Origin of the sequence: Lentzea albidocapillata subsp. violacea, assembly GCF_900100275.1 — a bacterium.
In the GTDB taxonomy this organism is placed as follows: Bacteria; Actinomycetota; Actinomycetes; order Mycobacteriales; family Pseudonocardiaceae; genus Lentzea; species Lentzea violacea.
Window position 1 is genome coordinate 33,848 of record NZ_FNET01000016.1, and the last position, 16,592, is coordinate 50,439.

21 protein-coding genes are annotated in these 16,592 nt (G+C 68.9%); 13 read left to right on the forward strand and 8 right to left on the reverse strand.

Translation table 11 applies throughout. From position 1 onward, the window contains the following. Positions 1 to 16: 16 nt before the first annotated feature. The gene (locus BLR21_RS29605) at positions 17 to 436 is read right to left on the reverse strand and encodes an NUDIX hydrolase (RefSeq protein ID WP_420843922.1); all 420 of its coding nucleotides are present in this window, start codon (positions 434 to 436) and stop codon (positions 17 to 19) included. 134 nt (positions 437 to 570) lie between these two features. On the opposite strand from BLR21_RS29605, the gene BLR21_RS42800 reads away from it, so the two are divergent. The 4 genes from BLR21_RS42800 to BLR21_RS29620 all read left to right on the forward strand — a co-directional run bounded on the left by BLR21_RS42800 (position 571) and on the right by BLR21_RS29620 (position 2,889). Next, positions 571 to 729, forward strand: a complete 159-nt coding sequence (locus tag BLR21_RS42800) for a hypothetical protein (protein ID WP_169746024.1) — start codon at positions 571 to 573, stop codon at positions 727 to 729. A 78-nt stretch (positions 730 to 807) separates the two neighbouring features. After that, positions 808 to 1,368, forward strand: a complete 561-nt coding sequence (locus BLR21_RS29610; RefSeq protein ID WP_090011080.1) for a PH domain-containing protein — start codon at positions 808 to 810, stop codon at positions 1,366 to 1,368. Between the two features lie 36 nt (positions 1,369 to 1,404). Next, complete coding sequence (locus BLR21_RS29615; protein WP_420843923.1) at positions 1,405 to 2,262, forward strand: PHP domain-containing protein; 858 nt, start codon at positions 1,405 to 1,407, stop codon at positions 2,260 to 2,262. A gap of 12 nt (positions 2,263 to 2,274) precedes the next feature. Beyond that, positions 2,275 to 2,889 (forward strand): MarC family protein, encoded by a 615-nt coding sequence (locus BLR21_RS29620; RefSeq protein WP_030480912.1) that lies wholly within the window; start codon positions 2,275 to 2,277, stop codon positions 2,887 to 2,889. Here the strand turns inward: BLR21_RS29620 and BLR21_RS29625 are convergent. Next, positions 2,886 to 3,197 carry an ArsC/Spx/MgsR family protein gene (locus BLR21_RS29625; protein WP_256335015.1) on the reverse strand — a complete coding sequence of 104 codons (312 nt, stop codon included), beginning with the start codon at positions 3,195 to 3,197 and terminating at the stop codon, positions 2,886 to 2,888. The genes BLR21_RS29620 and BLR21_RS29625 overlap by 4 nt on opposite strands. A 33-nt stretch (positions 3,198 to 3,230) precedes the next feature. Between BLR21_RS29625 and BLR21_RS29630 the strand changes: the two genes are divergently transcribed. Both BLR21_RS29630 and BLR21_RS29635 read left to right on the forward strand, forming a co-directional pair. Continuing rightward, positions 3,231 to 4,070, forward strand: a complete 840-nt coding sequence (locus BLR21_RS29630) for a RecB family exonuclease (RefSeq protein ID WP_090011085.1) — start codon at positions 3,231 to 3,233, stop codon at positions 4,068 to 4,070. Positions 4,071 to 4,168: 98 nt separating this feature from the next. Next, a complete protein-coding gene (locus BLR21_RS29635; RefSeq protein ID WP_143027915.1) occupies positions 4,169 to 4,465 on the forward strand; it encodes a hypothetical protein in 297 nt (98 codons plus the stop codon). Positions 4,466 to 4,546: 81 nt separating this feature from the next. On the opposite strand, the gene BLR21_RS29640 is transcribed toward BLR21_RS29635, so the two are convergent. From BLR21_RS29640 to BLR21_RS29650, 3 genes are read right to left on the reverse strand one after another with little or no spacing between them, the layout of a single operon-like run. Continuing rightward, the gene (locus tag BLR21_RS29640; RefSeq protein WP_090011089.1) at positions 4,547 to 5,425 is read right to left on the reverse strand and encodes an alpha/beta fold hydrolase; all 879 of its coding nucleotides are present in this window, start codon (positions 5,423 to 5,425) and stop codon (positions 4,547 to 4,549) included. Between the two features lie 8 nt (positions 5,426 to 5,433). Then, complete coding sequence (locus BLR21_RS29645; RefSeq protein WP_090011091.1) at positions 5,434 to 6,765, reverse strand: Rv3212 family protein; 1,332 nt, start codon at positions 6,763 to 6,765, stop codon at positions 5,434 to 5,436. Positions 6,766 to 6,769: 4 nt separating this feature from the next. Further along, entirely contained in the window at positions 6,770 to 8,365 is a 1,596-nt protein-coding gene (locus tag BLR21_RS29650; RefSeq protein ID WP_176929857.1) for a DEAD/DEAH box helicase, read from the reverse strand. Positions 8,366 to 8,714: 349 nt separating this feature from the next. Here BLR21_RS29650 and BLR21_RS29655 point away from each other — a divergent pair, with 349 nt between their 5' ends. Both BLR21_RS29655 and BLR21_RS29660 read left to right on the forward strand, forming a co-directional pair. Beyond that, the gene (locus tag BLR21_RS29655) at positions 8,715 to 9,356 is read left to right on the forward strand and encodes a ferritin-like fold-containing protein (RefSeq protein ID WP_030480919.1); all 642 of its coding nucleotides are present in this window, start codon (positions 8,715 to 8,717) and stop codon (positions 9,354 to 9,356) included. A 43-nt stretch (positions 9,357 to 9,399) separates the two neighbouring features. After that, positions 9,400 to 9,624 (forward strand): DUF3107 domain-containing protein, encoded by a 225-nt coding sequence (locus BLR21_RS29660; RefSeq protein ID WP_030480920.1) that lies wholly within the window; start codon positions 9,400 to 9,402, stop codon positions 9,622 to 9,624. Positions 9,625 to 9,682: 58 nt separating this feature from the next. Here the strand turns inward: BLR21_RS29660 and BLR21_RS29665 are convergent, their stop codons facing one another. Next, complete coding sequence (locus BLR21_RS29665; protein WP_090011095.1) at positions 9,683 to 9,991, reverse strand: DUF4873 domain-containing protein; 309 nt, start codon at positions 9,989 to 9,991, stop codon at positions 9,683 to 9,685. After that, positions 9,991 to 10,677: a TetR/AcrR family transcriptional regulator gene (locus BLR21_RS29670; protein WP_090011097.1), complete on the reverse strand. Its 687-nt coding sequence runs from the start codon at positions 10,675 to 10,677 to the stop codon at positions 9,991 to 9,993. The genes BLR21_RS29665 and BLR21_RS29670 overlap by 1 nt, the downstream gene beginning before the upstream one ends. 61 nt (positions 10,678 to 10,738) lie before the next feature. Here BLR21_RS29670 and BLR21_RS29675 point away from each other — a divergent pair, with 61 nt between their 5' ends. Both BLR21_RS29675 and BLR21_RS29680 read left to right on the forward strand, forming a co-directional pair. Further along, complete coding sequence (locus BLR21_RS29675) at positions 10,739 to 11,626, forward strand: AurF N-oxygenase family protein (protein ID WP_090011099.1); 888 nt, start codon at positions 10,739 to 10,741, stop codon at positions 11,624 to 11,626. Continuing rightward, positions 11,599 to 12,378: an alpha/beta fold hydrolase gene (locus BLR21_RS29680; protein WP_090011100.1), complete on the forward strand. Its 780-nt coding sequence runs from the start codon at positions 11,599 to 11,601 to the stop codon at positions 12,376 to 12,378. Before BLR21_RS29675 ends, BLR21_RS29680 begins: the two co-directional genes overlap by 28 nt. Positions 12,379 to 12,418: 40 nt before the next feature. On the opposite strand, the gene BLR21_RS29685 is transcribed toward BLR21_RS29680, so the two are convergent. Then, positions 12,419 to 13,048: a TetR/AcrR family transcriptional regulator gene (locus BLR21_RS29685; protein WP_030480925.1), complete on the reverse strand. Its 630-nt coding sequence runs from the start codon at positions 13,046 to 13,048 to the stop codon at positions 12,419 to 12,421. A gap of 125 nt (positions 13,049 to 13,173) precedes the next feature. On the opposite strand from BLR21_RS29685, the gene BLR21_RS29690 reads away from it, so the two are divergent. From BLR21_RS29690 to moeZ, 3 genes are all read left to right on the forward strand, one after another. After that, positions 13,174 to 14,127 carry an alpha/beta fold hydrolase gene (locus tag BLR21_RS29690; RefSeq protein WP_218130998.1) on the forward strand — a complete coding sequence of 318 codons (954 nt, stop codon included), beginning with the start codon at positions 13,174 to 13,176 and terminating at the stop codon, positions 14,125 to 14,127. Positions 14,128 to 14,167: 40 nt separating this feature from the next. Continuing rightward, positions 14,168 to 15,163 (forward strand): DUF3152 domain-containing protein, encoded by a 996-nt coding sequence (locus tag BLR21_RS29695; RefSeq protein ID WP_256335016.1) that lies wholly within the window; start codon positions 14,168 to 14,170, stop codon positions 15,161 to 15,163. Positions 15,164 to 15,242: 79 nt separating this feature from the next. Further along, positions 15,243 to 16,415: an adenylyltransferase/sulfurtransferase MoeZ gene (moeZ, locus tag BLR21_RS29700; RefSeq protein WP_030480928.1), complete on the forward strand. Its 1,173-nt coding sequence runs from the start codon at positions 15,243 to 15,245 to the stop codon at positions 16,413 to 16,415. Positions 16,416 to 16,592 lie beyond the last annotated feature (177 nt).

Below are 16,592 nucleotides of genomic sequence, written 5' to 3' on the forward strand. Positions count from 1 at the left end.
AACGCGTGAACCCTGATCAGGCCCTGGGCAGGCAGTTCCAGCCAGAGAGCGCTTCCACGAGCCCATAGGTGGTCGGAAGTGTGTCCAAGGTCGCACGGTCGACCCAAGCGACATCCGATGCGTCGTCGCCCGCTCGGAGCACACCTGACGTGACCTGGCATTCGTAGTCGAAGATCAAGAAAACCCCGTTCGGGGCCGGTCGCTCCACGTGGCCGACGAGGCGCCCGACGGTGACGGAGAGTCCCGTCTCCTCGGCTAGTTCCCTAGTCACGGCTGCCTCATCCGTCTCATCCGGCTCCACGCGCCCGCCTGGTATCGACCACAGGCCCTCACCTGGCGGATTGGCGCGTCGCACGACCAGTAGTCGCCCGTTCGAGTCATGGACGACGGCTCCGACGCAACGGATCGTGCGCTTGCTGCTGGGCGTCACGATCACGAAGCGTAGTCACACCGGATCGGCGGTGCTGTCCGCTACCCCGGCTGCGGTACAAATCTCCCAAGGTGCCGAATCGTCCTGTAGAACGGTCACGAACGGCGCCAAACGGGTGCGACGCGGACGGGGTGGACACCGTGAACTTGAAGAAGATTCTCACTTTCGCTGGAATCGCCTTGCTGTTGTTCTTCCTGATCGCGGAGCCTCAGCAGGCGGCTCAACTCGTGCAGAACATCCTCAACTCGCTGCGGACCGCGGCCGAGGCGCTGATCACGTTCGTGCGCTCCGTCTTCTAGTCTGGTACCAGCCACCTGCCGGGTGGCGGGAGCAGGTCAGACAGGGCACTGCCTGGTACCAGGAAAGGCTGGTAGCGCATGTTCGCACCACGTGATCCGGACGACTACCTGCTCCCGAGCGAGCGTCGGGTCATCCGTGTGCGCAGGCACTGGTCCTACCTGATCTGGGACGTCCTGGAGGCGGCGGCGCTGCTCGCCGGCTTCATGATGATCTCCTACCTGCTCCCGGCGGACGCGGGCGTGTTCCAGAACGTGCTCTGGTACGGGGCGCTGCTGGTGTTGCTGCGCGTGGCGTACTTCATCATCGAGTGGTGGGTGGAGCGCATCGTCGTCACCGACAAGCGCTTCATGCTGACGTCGGGCGTCTTCGAGACCAAGGTCGCGATGATGCCCGTCACCAAGGTCACCGACCTCACCTACGAGCGCACCGTGGGCGGCCGCATGTTCGGCTACGGCACGCTCATCGTGGAGTCGGCGGGGCAGATCCAGGCGCTGAACCGCCTGGAGTTCCTGCCGAACCCCGAAGAGGTCTACGACGCCATCTCGGAGCTGACCTTCGGCGACAAGAAGGCGCAGGCCGAGCGGTTCTCGATGATCAAGGCCCAGCGTGCCGCGCGCGGGAAGAAGATGGTCCCGTAACACGGGGCGTTCGCCACGTCGTCCACACTGGACGACGTGGTCATCGATCTGCACACCCATTCGTCCGAGTCCGACGGCACCGACAGCCCCGCCGACCTGGTGAGGGCGGCGTCCCTCGCCGGACTCGACGCGGTGGCGATCACCGACCACGACACGGCGGCCGGATGGGCCGAGGCCGAGGCGGCGCTGCCGTCCGGGTTGAGGCTGGTGCGCGGCGCCGAGCTGTCGTGCTCCTCGGCCGACGGCTACGGCCGCACCATCACCGTTCATCTGCTGGCGTATTTGTACGACCCGACGCACGCCATGCTGATGAAGGAGCAGTCGCGCCTGCGTGAGGAACGGCGTACGCGGCTGCAGAAGATGGCCGAGATGATGCAGGCCGACGGGTTCCCGATCGACCCGGTCGACCTGATGTCCCGCCTGCCGTTCGACGCGCCGGCCGGACGCCCGCACCTAGCCCAGGCGCTGATCCGCGCCGGGGTCGTGACGTCGGTCGACGAGGCGTTCGCGACGTTCCTGACCGGCGGCCAGTACTACGTCGGCCGCACCGACACCCCCGTCGAGCGTGCGATCGAGATGATCACCGAGGCCGGCGGCGTCACCGTGCTGGCCCACCCCTTCGCCCGCTCCCGCGGCCCCGTCGTGGCACCCTCCGTCGTGCGTTCGCTGGCCGCCGCCGGCCTCTTCGGCGTCGAGGTGGACCACCCGGACCACGATCAGGAGACTCGGCGGTCGCTGCGAACGCTGGCGGACTCGCTGGGCCTGATCGTCACCGGGTCGAGTGACTACCACGGCACCAACAAGACGGTGCGGCTCGGCGCGGAGACGACGGCGCCGGAGATGCTGGATGCTCTGGCCGAGAGGGCGACAGGCTGCAAGATCCTGGTGGGATAGGGCGGTGTTCTCGTGTTCAACCTGCGGCTCTTCATCGAGGCCTCGATCACGCTGCTGGTGATCATGGACCCTCCCGGGACCGTGCCGGTCTTCCTCGGACTGGTCGGCCGCAAGTCGCGCGAGGCCCGCAAGCAGGCGGCGCGGCAGGGCGTTCTGGTGTCGTTCCTGGTGATCACACTGTTCGCGGTGGCCGGCAACTCGATCCTGGCGTACATGCACATCGGCATCCCCGCCCTGCAGGGCGCGGGCGGGTTGCTGCTGTTGCTGATCGCGCTGGACCTGCTCACGGGCAAGGGCGCGACCAACCACCCCGAGGTCGAGGACGTGAACATCGCCCTGGTACCGCTGGGCACGCCGTTGCTCGCCGGTCCTGGCGCCATCGCCGCGACCATCGTGTTCGTGCGCCAGGCGAACGGCGACTGGGGCTCCTACCTCGCCCTGGCCGCGGCGATCGTGGCCGTGCACCTCGTGCTGCTGGGGACGCTGCGGTCCGCCGGGCTGCTGATCAAGGTGTTCAAGGAGAGCGGGATCCTGCTGATGGCCAAGATCGCCGGTCTGCTGCTGGCCGCGATCGCCGTGCAGCTCGTCGCGTCGTCCGTGCAGGGCTTCATCTCGTCCGGGGTCTAGCGCTCGATGTGGGCCTTGTCGCCGTCGATGATGATCGGGCGCTCGATCAGGCTCGGGTTGGCGACCATGTGCGCGATCCACTGCGCGCGGTCGTGTTCGAGCAGCTTCGGGTAGGCGGCTTCCTTGGTGCGCGCGATCTCCCACGGCTCTTTGCCGAGGAGCTTCAGGACGTGGTCGAGCTCTTCGGCTGACGGCGCGTCGTCGAGGTAGCGGCGTTCGGTGTAGTCGATGTTGGCGTCGTCGAGGCGTTGCTTGGCGGCGCGGCTCTTGGAGCAGCGCGGGTTGTGCCAGATCTCCATGCCCTTCATTTTCTGTCAGGGTGCTTGAGTAACTTGGTTCGGGTGGAACAACTCGGCTTCGACTTCGGCACTGCCGCACCACGTCGGCTGGTGCGCGTCACGCCCGCGAAGCTGTCGACGTGGACGAGCTGCCCGCGCCGCTTCCGGATGACGTACCTCGACCGTCCCTCACCGCCGCGAGGCGGCGCGTGGGCACACAACACGCTGGGCGCCGTCGTGCACAACGCGTTGAAGGCCCTCTTCGACCTGCCTCCCGAGCGCCGCACGCCGGACCAGGCCGTAGCTCTGCTGAACCGGCAGTGGAAGTCCGAGGGCTTCCGCGACGTCGACCAGGCCGCCGAGTACCGCGGGCGAGCCCAGAGTTGGGTGCACGAGTACGTCTCGTCGCTGGACGTCGACTTCGAACCGCTGGGCGTCGAGCGCTGGGTGTCGTCGCCGACTGACCGCATCGTGGCCGAGGGCCGGGTCGACCGCATCGACTACCGCGACGGCGAACTGGTCATCGTCGACTACAAGACCGGCCGTCACGTCCTGACGTCCGACGACGCCCGTGGCTCGCAGGCGCTGGCCCTGTACGCGCTCGCGGCCCGGCGCACGTTGCGCAAGCCGTGCCGCAAGGTCGAGCTGCACCACCTGCCGTCGGGGTCGATCGCGGTCTGGGAGCACACGGAGGAGTCGCTGGCACGGCACGTCCGGCGGGCGGAGGAGGCCGCGGACGAGATCGACCTGGCCACGGAGACCCTGAAGGCCGGTGGGGACCAGGAGGTCCTGTTCCCGGCGGTGACCGGGCGGCAGTGCCAGTGGTGCGACTTCCGGCGGAGTTGTGCCGAGGGGCAGGCGGCGGCGCCCTCGCTGGACCCTTGGGCGTTGCTGGCTCCATAAGGGTGCCTGGAGTGCGGCTTTTGCCGTAAGCCGTCATCAGGGCTTCCGGGCCGTGACTGCCAGCGCATCCGTGGACCCGTAGGGTGGCGGGAGTGGACGTGGAAGCAGCAAAGCGACCGTCGCGGACCTACGGATTCCTGCGCGCCGTGAGCGGAGTGCTCGCGGTGGGCATGGTGCTGCTCGCTTTGGGGAACATCGGCGTCCAGTTCTACGCGAACTCCCGTGATCTGCCCGGACCCGGGACGTTGTCCGTCGTCGGGCACGTGGTGGCGGCGTTGCTCGTGGTCGGCGGGCAGATCGTGGCCGACCGGTACGCGGACTGGAAGGCGCCGGTCGCGTCGCTGGCGGTGTTCGTGGTGAGCGCCGCGACGCTGTGGACCTTTTGGTGGGCCTAGGTCTGCGGTTTCAGCACGCAGTGCACGTCCACACCGGACAGCTTCACGTCGCCGAAGCACCGCGGTGCTGTCGTCCTGACGTCAGGAAGTCAGCCAGGCCCGCCACGTCGGCAGCAGCGTGGCGATGAGGTCCAGCGGCGCCTCGGTGTTCGGCGAGTGCATCACGCCGGGCAGCACGGCGAAGTCCGCGTCCAGCCGCTCCGCCATGTCGCGCTGGGCGGCGGGCGTCCACGCGTCGTCCGCGTCGCCGCACACCACCAGGCAGGGCGTGCCGGACGAACGCAACGCGCGCGCCAGCTTCGCGACCTGGTCCGGTTCGTAGCGCAGGCCGTTGCCCATGCCGAGCAGCGCCGCGGCCTGCGACTTGAGGAACCTGTTGCGGTAGAAGTCCTTCAGCTCCTGCGGGAGCACGACGTACGCCGGGTTCTGCTGCGACCGCAGCTCGTTCAGCCGCTGGGTGCCCTCGACGCCCTGCTCGGCCAGCACGTGCTCGCCGACCTCCAGCACCGTGCGGCGATCTCCCGCGGGCAGTTCGGACGGGCCCGACGACAGCAGCGTGAGTCCCGCGATCGGTGCCCCCGCGAACACCGCCGCCCGTGCCACCAGACCACCGTAGGAATGGCCGAGCAGCAACACCTTGCGGCCGTCGGCGGCGATCTTCCCGATCAGCTCGGCGAGCACCGAGCCCAGCGGGCCGGGCCGGTACAGCGCCTCGTCGTCCGGGCCCTGCGAGTCCTGCTGGCCCGGCAGGTCGATCGCGACGACCTCGAAACCCGCGTCCGCGATCGGGTCGATCATCGGCGCGAAGTCCTCTTTGGAACCCGTGTAGCCCGGCACGAGCAGCACGGTCGTGCGCATCGCGTCGTCGCCCAGCGCGGGCGCGCGCAACGCCGCGATCGTGCCGTAGCGGCCCGGGAGGTCGACGCGTTGCGCCCGGTTAGGGCTGATCTGCGAGTACACGAGCTGAACTATCGCAGCGCGACCAGGGTTTCGCCACGCTGCTCGAGCACGACGGGACCGGCTGTGGCGAGTTGCACAGGGCCTGTGTGGCCCTCGCGGTTCAGCCGGATCGTGCCCACGACCGCGCCGGTGGCCTGCTCGTACACCCGCAGGCCCTCCTGCACCGGGATGACCGCGCGGCCCGCGAGCGTCGTACCGGCGCCCAGCGTGCCCTCGGCGGTCCACAGTGGAGTGAGAGTCTCCAGCGACAGCGCGACCGTGCGGGAACCGGTGAACCAGAAGGCGTTCGTCTTCGTCGTGAAGACGCGTGCCACGTGGTTCGGCGGGTCGGTGAAGTCGGCTTCGGGGACGTCTAGCGGTGCCTCGCCGACCTGGTTGCCGGTCTCCGCGTCGAAGATCAGCAACCGGCTGGGGCCCGGCGCCGCCACCGCGACGAGCTTCTCGGTGACAGCCACGACCTGCACGTTCTTCGCGCCGGTGAGAGGGCTGCCGAACACCTTCGGCTCGTCGGACTTGTCCGGGTTCGGCTTGAGGATCGTCAGCCGGTCCGACGCGTCGTCGGGGCAGCGCTCGATCATCGCGAACCTGCCGGAGGTGACGGCGACCGAGCCGTACGTGCAGCCGGCGCGAGGCTGCTTGTTCGGGTTCACGATCGCGCGCAGGCCGCCGTACTCGAGCGAGCGCACCAGGTCGTCGCGCCGGTAGACCTCGACGAACTTCGAGCCGGTGGTGATCAGGTGCGAACCCTCGTTGAGCAGTGCCGTGCCCGGTTCCGCGTCGCCGTTGCGCTGTGCCCGCCGCTCGCCGGTGACGCCGTCGAGCGAGGTGAGCTCGGAGCAGTTCGTGCCCTTGGAGTACAGGGCCATCGCCCGGCCCCAGGCCGTGCTCACCACACACAACGGCAGGTCGCGCTGGTACGTCCACCGCACGTCACCTGTCAGCGGGTCGCGCCCGTTGACCTCGCCGCCGTCGCCGGTCACGACCGTCGACGGCTTCTCCTCGCCCGTGTCCTTCACCGCGGTCTGCACGACCACGGGTGACAGCGAGGCGCTGCTCTTCGCCCGCCACACCTCGGCGAGCGACGGAGGCAGCGCGGTCACTTCGGGCAGCTGCTCCCACGACGACGGCCCGGTGACCGACGTCGTGGCACGAGCATCGCTGAAAGCCCAGGTCAGCACGGACGCCGTGACCGACGCCACCGCGATCAGGGCGATCGCGATGAAGTCGGCGCGGGTGCGCCAGGACCGGGCGGGAGGACGTTCTGCGACGGGTGCGGCCTCGTGCGCGGGCTCGTCGAGGACGTCCTCGACGACGGTGACGTCGGAACCGGGGGACGACATGTGATCAGTCTGCCGAAGGAGCGGCCTGTTCGGCAGAGCTTCGGCGACGCCGACGCCTGCGCGGCTTGTCCGAGGCGGACTTCTCGGCGGCTTCGGGAGCCGCCTGCGTCTGCTCACCCTCGTGCGTCACGCCGGCGCGGCTGCGCGTGCGCGAGCGGGACCGCTTCGGCCTCGTCTCCTCGCTCGCCTCCGGCGCCTGCTCGGCACCGGCGGGGGAGGAACCCGTACGACGGCTGCTGCTACCAGCGCTACTGCTGCTGCGGCGCTTGCGCTTGCCCGTGTCGAGCTTCTCCTCCTCTTCGGCGTCGAGGCCCGCGCGGGTGCGGTGGCTCAGCGGCAACCGGCCCGTGGAACCGGACGGGATGCCCAGGTCGGCGAACAGGTGGTCGGACGTGGAGTACGTCTCGACCGGCAACGGCTGGCCGAGGCCCAGGATGTCGTTGAGAGACGTCCAGCGGTGCGTCTCGTCCCAGTCGACGAACGTGACGGCGACACCCGTGCGTCCGGCACGGCCCGTGCGGCCGATGCGGTGCACGTACGTCTTCTCGTCTTCGGGGCACTGGTAGTTGATGACGTGCGTCACGTCGTCGATGTCGATGCCGCGCGCGGCGACGTCGGTGGCGACCAGCACGTCGACCTTGCCGGCGCGGAACGCCCGCAGCGCCTTCTCACGCGCGCCCTGGCCCAGGTCACCGTGGACGGCGGCCGCGGCGAACCCGCGCTCGGTCAGGTCGTCGGCGACCTTCTGCGCGGTCCGCTTGGTGCGCGCGAAGACCATCGTCAGGCCTCGGCCGCGGGCCTGCAGCGCGCGGGCCAGCATCTCCGGCTTGTCCATCGAGTGCGCCCGGTAGACGAACTGCGACGTGTTCTCGTGCGTCTGACCTGCGTCGTTCTCCTCGGCACGGATGTGCGTCGGCTGGTTCAGGAACGTGCGGGCCAGCGTGATGATCGGGCCCGGCATCGTCGCCGAGAACAGCATCGTCTGCCGCTCGTCGGGAACCATGTTCAGGATGCGCTCGATGTCGGGCAGGAAGCCCAGGTCGAGCATCTCGTCGGCCTCGTCCAGCACCAGCATGCGGACCTTGCCGAGCACCAGGTGGCGCTGTTCGGCCAGGTCGAGCAGGCGGCCCGGCGTGCCGATGATGACATCGGCACCCTTGCGGAGCTGCGCGATCTGCCGCTCGTAGGGGATGCCGCCGTAGATGGCCGCGACCTTCACGCCGAGGTGCCTCGACGCGTCGGTGAGGTCGTGCGAGACCTGGAGACACAGCTCACGGGTGGGCACGACCACCAGGGCCTGCGGAGTGCCGTCGCCGGGCAGGTCGACGCGGTGCAGCAGCGGCACGCCGAACCCGAGGGTCTTGCCCATGCCGGTGCGTGCCTGGCCGATGAGGTCGTCACCGGCGAGAGCGATGGGGAGCGTCAGCTCCTGGATGGCGAAGGTGCGCTCGATACCGGCTTCGCCGAGCGCCTTGACGATCTCGTGACGCACGCCCAGCTCGGCGAACGTGGGGGATTCGGACTGCACCGGGGCGTCTGCCAGCAACGGGTGCGACGTGTCTTCTTCGGGAACGCCGGTCTCGCTGTGTTCCAGGAGAATCGGGTCCAGATGTGCTTCTACTTCAGCGGTCAGGGTGATCAGCCTCTCTCGTACCAAGCGCGTACGAGCCCTGGCCGGGCCTCTCGACCGCGCTCGATGAGCAGCTGCGGGAAAGGTGTACGCGCACCATTTCTGCGCCGCGCAGCGTGGTCGTCACACTCGTCACGCCGGGCGTCCTCCCTCATTCTACCTGCTAGGACACAATTGACCACCTAGCGCGGCGATTCCGTGCCTCGCCAGCCGCTCGCGGCGTTCAGGAGGACGCCTCACGGCACCGCGATTCGTCCGCCTGACTGAACGCGTCGATCGGCCGGTGAGTCGCGGCCTCGCCGCACTAGAGTTCGGTCTCATGGGTGTTGCGGAGGGTGTTGTCGATCTTCTGGGAGCGCTCGCATATGGCGAGCTCTCGGCTTTCGACCGGATGACGGAGGACTCGCGCTCGGCGCCGACACTGGCGGGGCGCGCGGCTCTCGCGCAGATGGCCGCGGCCGAGATCGGCCACTTCACGCTGCTGCAGAAGCACCTGGCCGCCGAGGGCATCACCGTCGAGGACGCGATGGCGCCGTTCGTGAAGGGTTTCGACGCGTTCCACGAGTCGACGAGCCCCAAGTCGTGGCTCGAGTCGCTCGTGAAGGCGTACGTCGGCGACGGGCTCGCGGCCGACTTCTACCGCGAGATCGCGGAGTGGCTGGACGCGCCGACCAAGGAGCTGGTGCTGCACGTGCTCGCCGACACGGGTCACTCGGCGTTCGCTGAACGCGAAGTCCTGGCCGCCGTCGAGTCCGATCCGCGGGTGCGCGACCGGCTGGCGCTGTGGGGCCGGCGGCTGCTCGGAGAGGCGTTGACGCAGGCCCAGTACGTGGTGGCGGAGCGCGACGGCCTCTCCGAGCTCATCATCCGGGGCTCGGGAGACCTCGCCGGGATCGGTCAGCTGTTCCGCCGCCTCCAGCAGAGTCACGCGCGGCGCATGACGCAGCTGGGGCTGGGCTAGGTAGGCTCGGGATCAGATTTTTCTCTTGAGCACGGAGGTCAGCGTGGAGGTCAGGATCGGCGTCGCGGACAGCGGGCGCGAACTCGTCGTGACCAGTGAACTCAACCCGTCCGAGGTCGAGACTCTGGTTGCGGACGCGGTGTCCGGCAAGTCCAGCGTGCTGACGCTGGTGGACGCGAAGGGTGCGCGGTTCGTCGTGCCCGCTGGCCGCGTCGCGTACGTGGAGATCGGCCCGCAGGACTCGCGCAAGGTCGGGTTCGGCGCCTGAGTCGTCAGAACTGAGAAAGGCCCCGGTCATCGTGACCGGGGCCTTTCTCGTGGGTGAACTAGTGCTCGACCGGCTCTTCGATCTTGTACGGCGGAGTGGAGATGCCACCGACCCGGTAACGGCCCCACGGGTCGGGGTCGGTGAGCGTCCCCTCCGCCTGCCCGGTGGGGGTGCGCAGCAGCGCGGTCCGCGCGCCTCCCTCGACCCGGCTCGTGACGTCGTCGTGCTTCTTGATCCGGCCGTACCAGTGGTAGCGGCCGTCGATCGGCTGGAAGTAGCCCCGCAGATCGACCTCGACCGCGACCTCGTCGGAACCGAAAACGAGGGTGGCGGCGCCGCTGTAGCCCTCTTCGTCGTGCTCGCTCATCAGTCCACCAATCGCAGAGGGGTCGTGAGTGGCATTGCCGGGTCTGCCTGGACGCCGGCCGAGCGCAGTAGCCCGTCGATGGCGTGCCAGATGATCGTCGCGAGGTAGCTGCTCAGGTTCGCGCGGGACATGGTCTGGCGGTCGAGCCACCAGTCACCCGCGTTCTGCACCATGCCGACGAGCGCGTGCGCCCACGGCTCGGCGCCGCCGGAGTCCATCTCGTACGCGCGCATGTACTCGCCGAGGATCCGGGCGAGTGTGGTCGCGATGAGGTCCTTGTCCTCCTGCACCACGTCCTTCTCGACCGGGCGGTCCACAAAGGACCCCTTCACCACGAACCGGTAGAGGTTCGGGTTGTCCTCGATCACGGACAGGTAGGCGTCCACGATCCGTTCGATGCGGTCGCGGATCGGCCCGTCCGCGGCGAGCGCGGGACCCATCCGGTCCATCAGCAGTTCGGTGGCCTTCTGACCGACTGCCAGGTACAGGTCGGACTTGTCGGTGAAGTGCCGGTACAGCACGGGCTTGCTGACGCCGGCCTCCGCGGCCACGTCGTCCATGCCGACGTCCGGGCCCTTCTTGGCCACGGCGGCGATCGTGGCCTCCACGAACTCCGCCCTGCGCTGCTCGCGGTGACCCTTCCACCGCTCACGTCGCGCGTCCGGCCCCTTGACGGTACGTGCCATGTGACGCACGCTACCAGAAGTAACCGTTACCTCAAGTAACACTTACCGGGGAGGGCAACCGATGAGGGTCGCCGATCGGGAGAAGACAGCGGAACGGCTCCTCAAGTCGTCCGCCGAGAAGTTCTACGACCCCGAGGTGGACATCGACTGGTCCGCACCTCTGGTCGACGGTCTCTTCTACATCCCTGAAAAGCGCATTTCGCTCTACGGCACGCCTCTCTACGACTCGCTGTCGCAGGAGCAGCGCGTCGAGCTGTCGAAGCACGAGCTGGCGTCGATCGCGTCCGTCGGCCTGTGGTTCGAGCTGCTGCTCATGCAGATGCTGGTGAAGGTCGTCTACAACACCGACCCGACCACGCGGCACGCCCAGTACGCGCTGACCGAGGTCGCCGACGAGTGCCGTCACTCGACGATGTTCGCGCGCCTGGTCGAACGGATCGGCTGCCCGGCCTACGGGCCCACCCGCCACACGCACCGCATGGGCAAGCTGCTGCCGATCATCGGCTACGGGCCCGCGATGTACGGCTCGATCCTGGTCGCGGAGGAGATCCTCGACCGGCTGCAGCGCGAGGCGATGACCGACGACACCATCCAGCCGCTCGTGCGGATGGTGAACCGGATCCACGTGCTGGAAGAGGCCCGGCACGTGCGGTTCGCGCGCGAGGAGCTGCTGCGCGGCATGTCGGAGCTGAAGGGCTACGAGATGCCGTACCAGAAGTGGCTGGTCGGGTACGTGTCGATGATGATCACGCGCGCGATCATCAACCCCGCCGCGTACGCCGCCGTCGGGCTCGACGTGCGCGAGGCCCACCGCCAGGCGCTGGGCAACGAGCGGTTCCAGGAGATGATCCGCTGGTCCGGCGAGCGGATCATGACGTTCCTGGACGAGGCCGGACTGGTGGGAAGGCCGGGGATGCGCTCATGGCGTCGCTCGTTCTTGATCGGCTGAACGTCGTCACGTCGGGGCCTTCGTCCTCCGGCGTGACCGCGGTTCTGCTGCACGGGTGGACCATGGACCTGACCACCTGGGACCGCGTCGCCGCCGCACTGCCTGGCCGGGTGGTGCGGTACGACGTGCGCGGTCACGGCGGGTCTTCGGGTGCGGGCACGATCTCGGAGCTGGCCGACGACCTGGCCGCCGTGCTGGAGGAATGCGCTCCGTCCGGGCGGATCGTGCTGGCCGGCCACTCGCTGGGCGGCATGACGATCATGGCGCTGGCCGAGCAGCGGCCCGAGCTGTTCGCGCGGGTGTCCGGGGTGGCGTTGATCGCCACGTCGTGCGGGAACCTGCCCCAGCAGCTCTGGGCGGAGCGGCTCGCCGGGCGATGGCTGGTCCGGCGGCCGAAGGTCGGGTTCGGCCGCGTGCTCACCCCAGGGCTGCGGATGACGTTCGGGCGGCGGCCGCGGTGGGCCGACGTGCGCGCGGCCGCGGCGATGGCGGGCAACACGACCGGTGAGGCGTTCGTCGGGATCCGCGAGGAGCTGACGTTGCACCAGCGCCGGGAAGCGCTCGCGGTGCTCGCGGACATCCCCACGGTCGTGATGGCCGGGTCGTGGGACGTGCTCACGCCGATGCGGCACTCACGGGTGCTCGCCGAGGCGTTGCCGGGCGCGCAGTTCGTGATCTATCCCAAGACCGGGCACATGTTGCCGCTGGAACGGTCGGAGGACGTGGCGAGACGAATAGCCGCGCTGATGTGAGACAAAGGGCCCGCACTCGCGGGCCCTTTTCTCGTCGAGATCAGTGCTGGAGCGGGAAACCGCCGCCGATGCCGCGCCAGGCCAGGTTGGAGATCAGCGCCACGGCGTCCTCCTTGGGCACACGGCGGTTGTCCGCGAGCCACGACCGTGCGGTGACCTGGGACAGCCCGACGAGGCCGACGGCCAGCAGGCGAGCCCGCTCCTCGTCCAGGCCCGCGTCCGCGGTGATCGTGTCGGTGATCGCGTCCACGGAGTCGGTGGTCGCGCGTTCCACGGCCGACTGCACGGCCGGTTCGGAACGCAGGTCCGACTCGAACACCATGCGGAACGCCTGGCCCTCGCCGTCCACGAAGTCGTAGAAGGCGGCCACGGCGGCGCGGACGCGGAGCTTGTTGTCCGTGGTGGAACCGATGGCGGTGCGCACGCGGCCGACCAGCTCGTCCACATGGGACTCAAGGAGCGCCATGTAGAGCTCCAGCTTGCCCGGGAAGTGTTGGTACAGCACCGGCTTGGACACGCCCGCACGCTCGGCGATCTCGTCCATCGCCGCGGCGTGGTAGCCGTTGGCGACGAACACGTCCTGCGCCGCTGCCAGCAGTTGCGCGCGGCGGGCGGTGCGCGGCAGTCGAACGCCCCTGCCTGCGGGTGCGCTCTGCGCCGTCTCCGTCATGGTGCCTCCAGCACGAGTGATCCGCCGTCGGACAGGGGTTGCCAGACCGAGGCTGAGCGCAACCTTACTCGCTGGTAGCCGACTTCCGGGAACCATCTGAGCGTTCTTTCCCGCATCCTGGTCCGGTGAGCACCATCAATCCTGCCCCGTTGTCCACCGTCGAGCTGCCGCCGTTGGACAAGTCCCAGACGCCGTGGCCCGGCGAGTTTCACCAGGTAGACGACCACGAGGTGCACGTGAGGGTCACCCCGGGCGACGGGCCGCCGGCCGTGTACGTGCACGGGCTTGGCGGGTCCGCGACGAACTGGACAGATCTCGCGGCGCAGCTGAAAGACCATGTCAGCGGCTACTCGATCGACCTGCCGGGGTTCGGCCGGTCGGAGCCGATTCCCGGCTACGACTTCAGTCTCGCCACGCACGCCCGCACGGTGATCAAGTACCTGGAAACGCTCTCACAGCCCGTGCACCTGCTCGGTAACTCCATGGGTGGCGCGATCTCCGTCATGGTGGCCGCGAGCAGGCCGGATCTCGTGAGGACGCTGACGCTGGTCTCGCCGGCCGTGCCCGACCTCAGGCCGCGTCTCGACCGCATGTCCGATCCGCGGATGGCGCTCGCCGTCCTGCCGATCGTCGGGGCCAGGGTGCGTCGTGAGCTCGCGAAGCTGTCCGCGCACCAGCGCACGAAGCAGATGCTGGAGCTGTGCTTCGCCGACCCGAGCGTGGTGCCCGACCACCGCATCGAGGAGTCGATCAAGGAGAACGAGGAGCGCGCCCGGCAGCAGTGGGCGGGGCAGGCGCTCAACCGCAGCACGTTCGGCCTGATGCAGAGCTGGCTCATACCCGGTCCGAAGTCGCTGTGGCGGCTGCTCCCGCTGGTCAAGGCGCCGACGCTGGTGCTCTGGGGCGAGAACGACCGGCTCGTCAGCGTGCGGAAGGGCCCGCGGACGGCACGGTCGCTGCCCAAGGGACGACTGCTGGTGCTTCCCAGGACCGGCCACGTCGCCCAGATGGAGCGGCCCGCCACCGTGGCGAGGGCCGTGCTGGGCATGTGGGAGGCGGTCGATCGACACTCATGGTGACGAACGACGGCCGGACGGGGGGTGTGGGACCCTGGAGCACGTGAATCGCGCCCCCGAGCGAGGACGTACTGCTCCGCCCGCTGACCGCTACCGTCGCGGCGAGCGCCGGACCAGCGCGGAACCGCTCGCGGCCGCCTGGGAGCCGGACGGCACCCAGGCCCTGCGCAGGCCGCGCAAACGTCGTGGCGTCAGGAAGCTGGTCGCCAACTACGGCTGGCGGATCTATGCGATCCCGGTCCTGCTCGTGCTGACGGCTCTGGTGGTGCTCGACACGGTGCAGCCGAAGGCGCCCGCGACCGGCGCCGGCGGCAGCACGAACGCCGCCGAGACGCCCGTGACCACGCCGGAGGTGCCCCCGTCCGAGCTGCCCGCCAAGAAGCCCGACCTGAAGATCCCGACCGCCGAACTGCCCGCGGGTCCGGACTTCTCGCAGGACGGCGTAGGCACGTTCAAGGTGATCGCCGGCAGCGGCCCGCGCGTCGGAGAGGCCAACGCGCCGAAGTTCCGCAAGTACGCGATCGCCATCGAGGACGGCGTGAAACCGGCCGACTACAACGACGACCCGGCCGCGTTCGCGCGCACGGTCGACGGGTTCCTGGCCGACCCGCGCAGCTGGATCGGCACCAAGCAGGTCGCGTTGCAGCGCGTCGAGGCGAACCAGAACCCGGACTTCGTCGTGGCGCTGACCACGACGAAGACGACCCACACGCTGTGCGGCAAGGAGATCCCGTTCGAGACCTCCTGCTGGAACCCCAGTACCAAGCGCGTGATCATCAACGTCGCCCGCTGGGTGCGCGGCGCCATGGTCTACGGCCCTGACCTGGCCGGATACCGCACGTACGTGATCAACCACGAGGTCGGTCACGCCCTGGGCAGCGGCCACGCGGCCTGCGCCGAGAACGGCGCGCCCGCCCCCGTGATGATGCAGCAGACGTTCGGCGTCTCGAACGACTTCGTCTCTCAGCTCAACGCGGGCCAGGACGTCGTTCCCGCCGACGGCAAGGTGTGCACGCCGAACGCGTTTCCCGCAGGCTGAGACAGCTTTCCAACGGGGAAGAGTCGAGGCAGGGTAGACGTTGTCTCGGACACGGAGACATTCGTCGAGGAGGACCAGCATGGCGCTTCCGCCGCTCGTTGAGCCAGCCGCGGAGCTGACCAAGGAAGAAGTCGCGCGCTACAGCCGCCACTTGATCATCCCGGACGTCGGGGTGGACGGGCAGAAGCGGCTGAAGAACGCGAAGGTGCTCGTCGTCGGCGCGGGCGGCCTTGGTAGCCCGGCACTGCTGTACCTGGCCGCGGCCGGGGTCGGCACGCTCGGCGTCGTCGACTTCGACGTCGTGGACGAGTCGAACCTGCAGCGTCAGGTGATTCACGGCCAGTCCGACGTCGGCCGCCCGAAGGCGGAGTCGGCGCGCGACTCGGTCGCCGAGATCAACCCGTTCGTCAAGGTGATCCTGCACCAGACGCACCTGAACTCAGAGAACGCGCTGGAGATCTTCCGCGACTACGACCTGATCCTCGACGGCACCGACAACTTCGCCACCAGGTACCTGGTGAACGACGCCGCGGTGCTGCTGGGCAAGCCGTACGTGTGGGGTTCGATCTTCCGGTTCGAGGGCCAGGTCAGCGTCTTCTGGGAGGACGCACCGGACGGCCAGGGCCTCAACTACCGCGACCTCTACCCGGAGCCGCCGCCTCCCGGCATGGTCCCGTCGTGCGCCGAGGGCGGCGTGCTGGGCGTGCTGTGCGCGTCGATCGGCTCGATCATGGTGACCGAGGCGATCAAGCTGCTCACGGGCATCGGCGACCCGCTGCTGGGCCGCCTGATGGTCTACGACGCGCTGGAGATGTCCTACCGGACGATCAAGATCCGCAAGGACCCGGAGTCGCCGAAGATCACCGAGCTGATCGACTACGAGGCGTTCTGCGGTGTCGTGTCCACGGACGCGCAGCAGGCGGCCGCGGGCAACACGATCACGCCGCTCGAGCTCAAGCACAAGCAGGAGTCCGGTGAGGACTTCCTGCTGGTGGACGTGCGCGAGCCGCACGAGTACGAGATCGTGAAGATCCCGGGCTCGGTGCTGATCCCCAAGGACAGGATCCTGTCCGGGGAGGCGTTCGCGGAGCTGCCGCAGGACAAGCCGCTGGTGCTGCACTGCAAGTCCGGCGCCCGTTCCGCGGAGGCGCTCGCGGCGCTGCACAAGGCGGGCTTCTCCGACGCCGTGCACGTCGGCGGCGGTGTGCTGGCGTGGGCCCGCGAGGTCGACCCGAGCCTGCCGACCTACTGATGGCTTGACGGCGTCTGCAAGTACTGCCAACGGCCCAGTCGGTAGTACTTGCAGACGCTCAGGCTCTGGGCTGTTCGGCCCAGGCCCGAGCGAGCGAGGGTTTTGCGTGTTCGCGGCTTCCCGGCGAACACGCCCGGAGTCTGCGGAGCAGCGACCAAAAAACACGGTAGCGTGCCC

Excerpts from the sequence above, each read along its gene's own strand:
- BLR21_RS29610 (WP_090011080.1), top strand. The coding sequence starts at position 808 with ATGTTCGCACCACGTGATCCGGACGACTACCTGCTCCCGAGCGAGCGT.
- moeZ (WP_030480928.1), top strand. The coding sequence starts at position 15,243 with ATGGCGCTTCCGCCGCTCGTTGAGCCAGCCGCGGAGCTGACCAAGGAA.
- BLR21_RS29680 (WP_090011100.1), top strand. The coding sequence starts at position 11,599 with ATGGCGTCGCTCGTTCTTGATCGGCTGAACGTCGTCACGTCGGGGCCT.
- BLR21_RS29665 (WP_090011095.1), bottom strand. The coding sequence starts at position 9,991 with ATGAGCGAGCACGACGAAGAGGGCTACAGCGGCGCCGCCACCCTCGTT.
- BLR21_RS29670 (WP_090011097.1), bottom strand. The coding sequence starts at position 10,677 with ATGGCACGTACCGTCAAGGGGCCGGACGCGCGACGTGAGCGGTGGAAG.
- BLR21_RS29655 (WP_030480919.1), top strand. The coding sequence starts at position 8,715 with ATGGGTGTTGCGGAGGGTGTTGTCGATCTTCTGGGAGCGCTCGCATAT.
- BLR21_RS29645 (WP_090011091.1), bottom strand. The coding sequence starts at position 6,765 with ATGTCGTCCCCCGGTTCCGACGTCACCGTCGTCGAGGACGTCCTCGAC.
- BLR21_RS29675 (WP_090011099.1), top strand. The coding sequence starts at position 10,739 with ATGAGGGTCGCCGATCGGGAGAAGACAGCGGAACGGCTCCTCAAGTCG.
- BLR21_RS29685 (WP_030480925.1), bottom strand. The coding sequence starts at position 13,048 with ATGACGGAGACGGCGCAGAGCGCACCCGCAGGCAGGGGCGTTCGACTG.
- BLR21_RS29625 (WP_256335015.1), bottom strand. The coding sequence starts at position 3,197 with ATGAAGGGCATGGAGATCTGGCACAACCCGCGCTGCTCCAAGAGCCGC.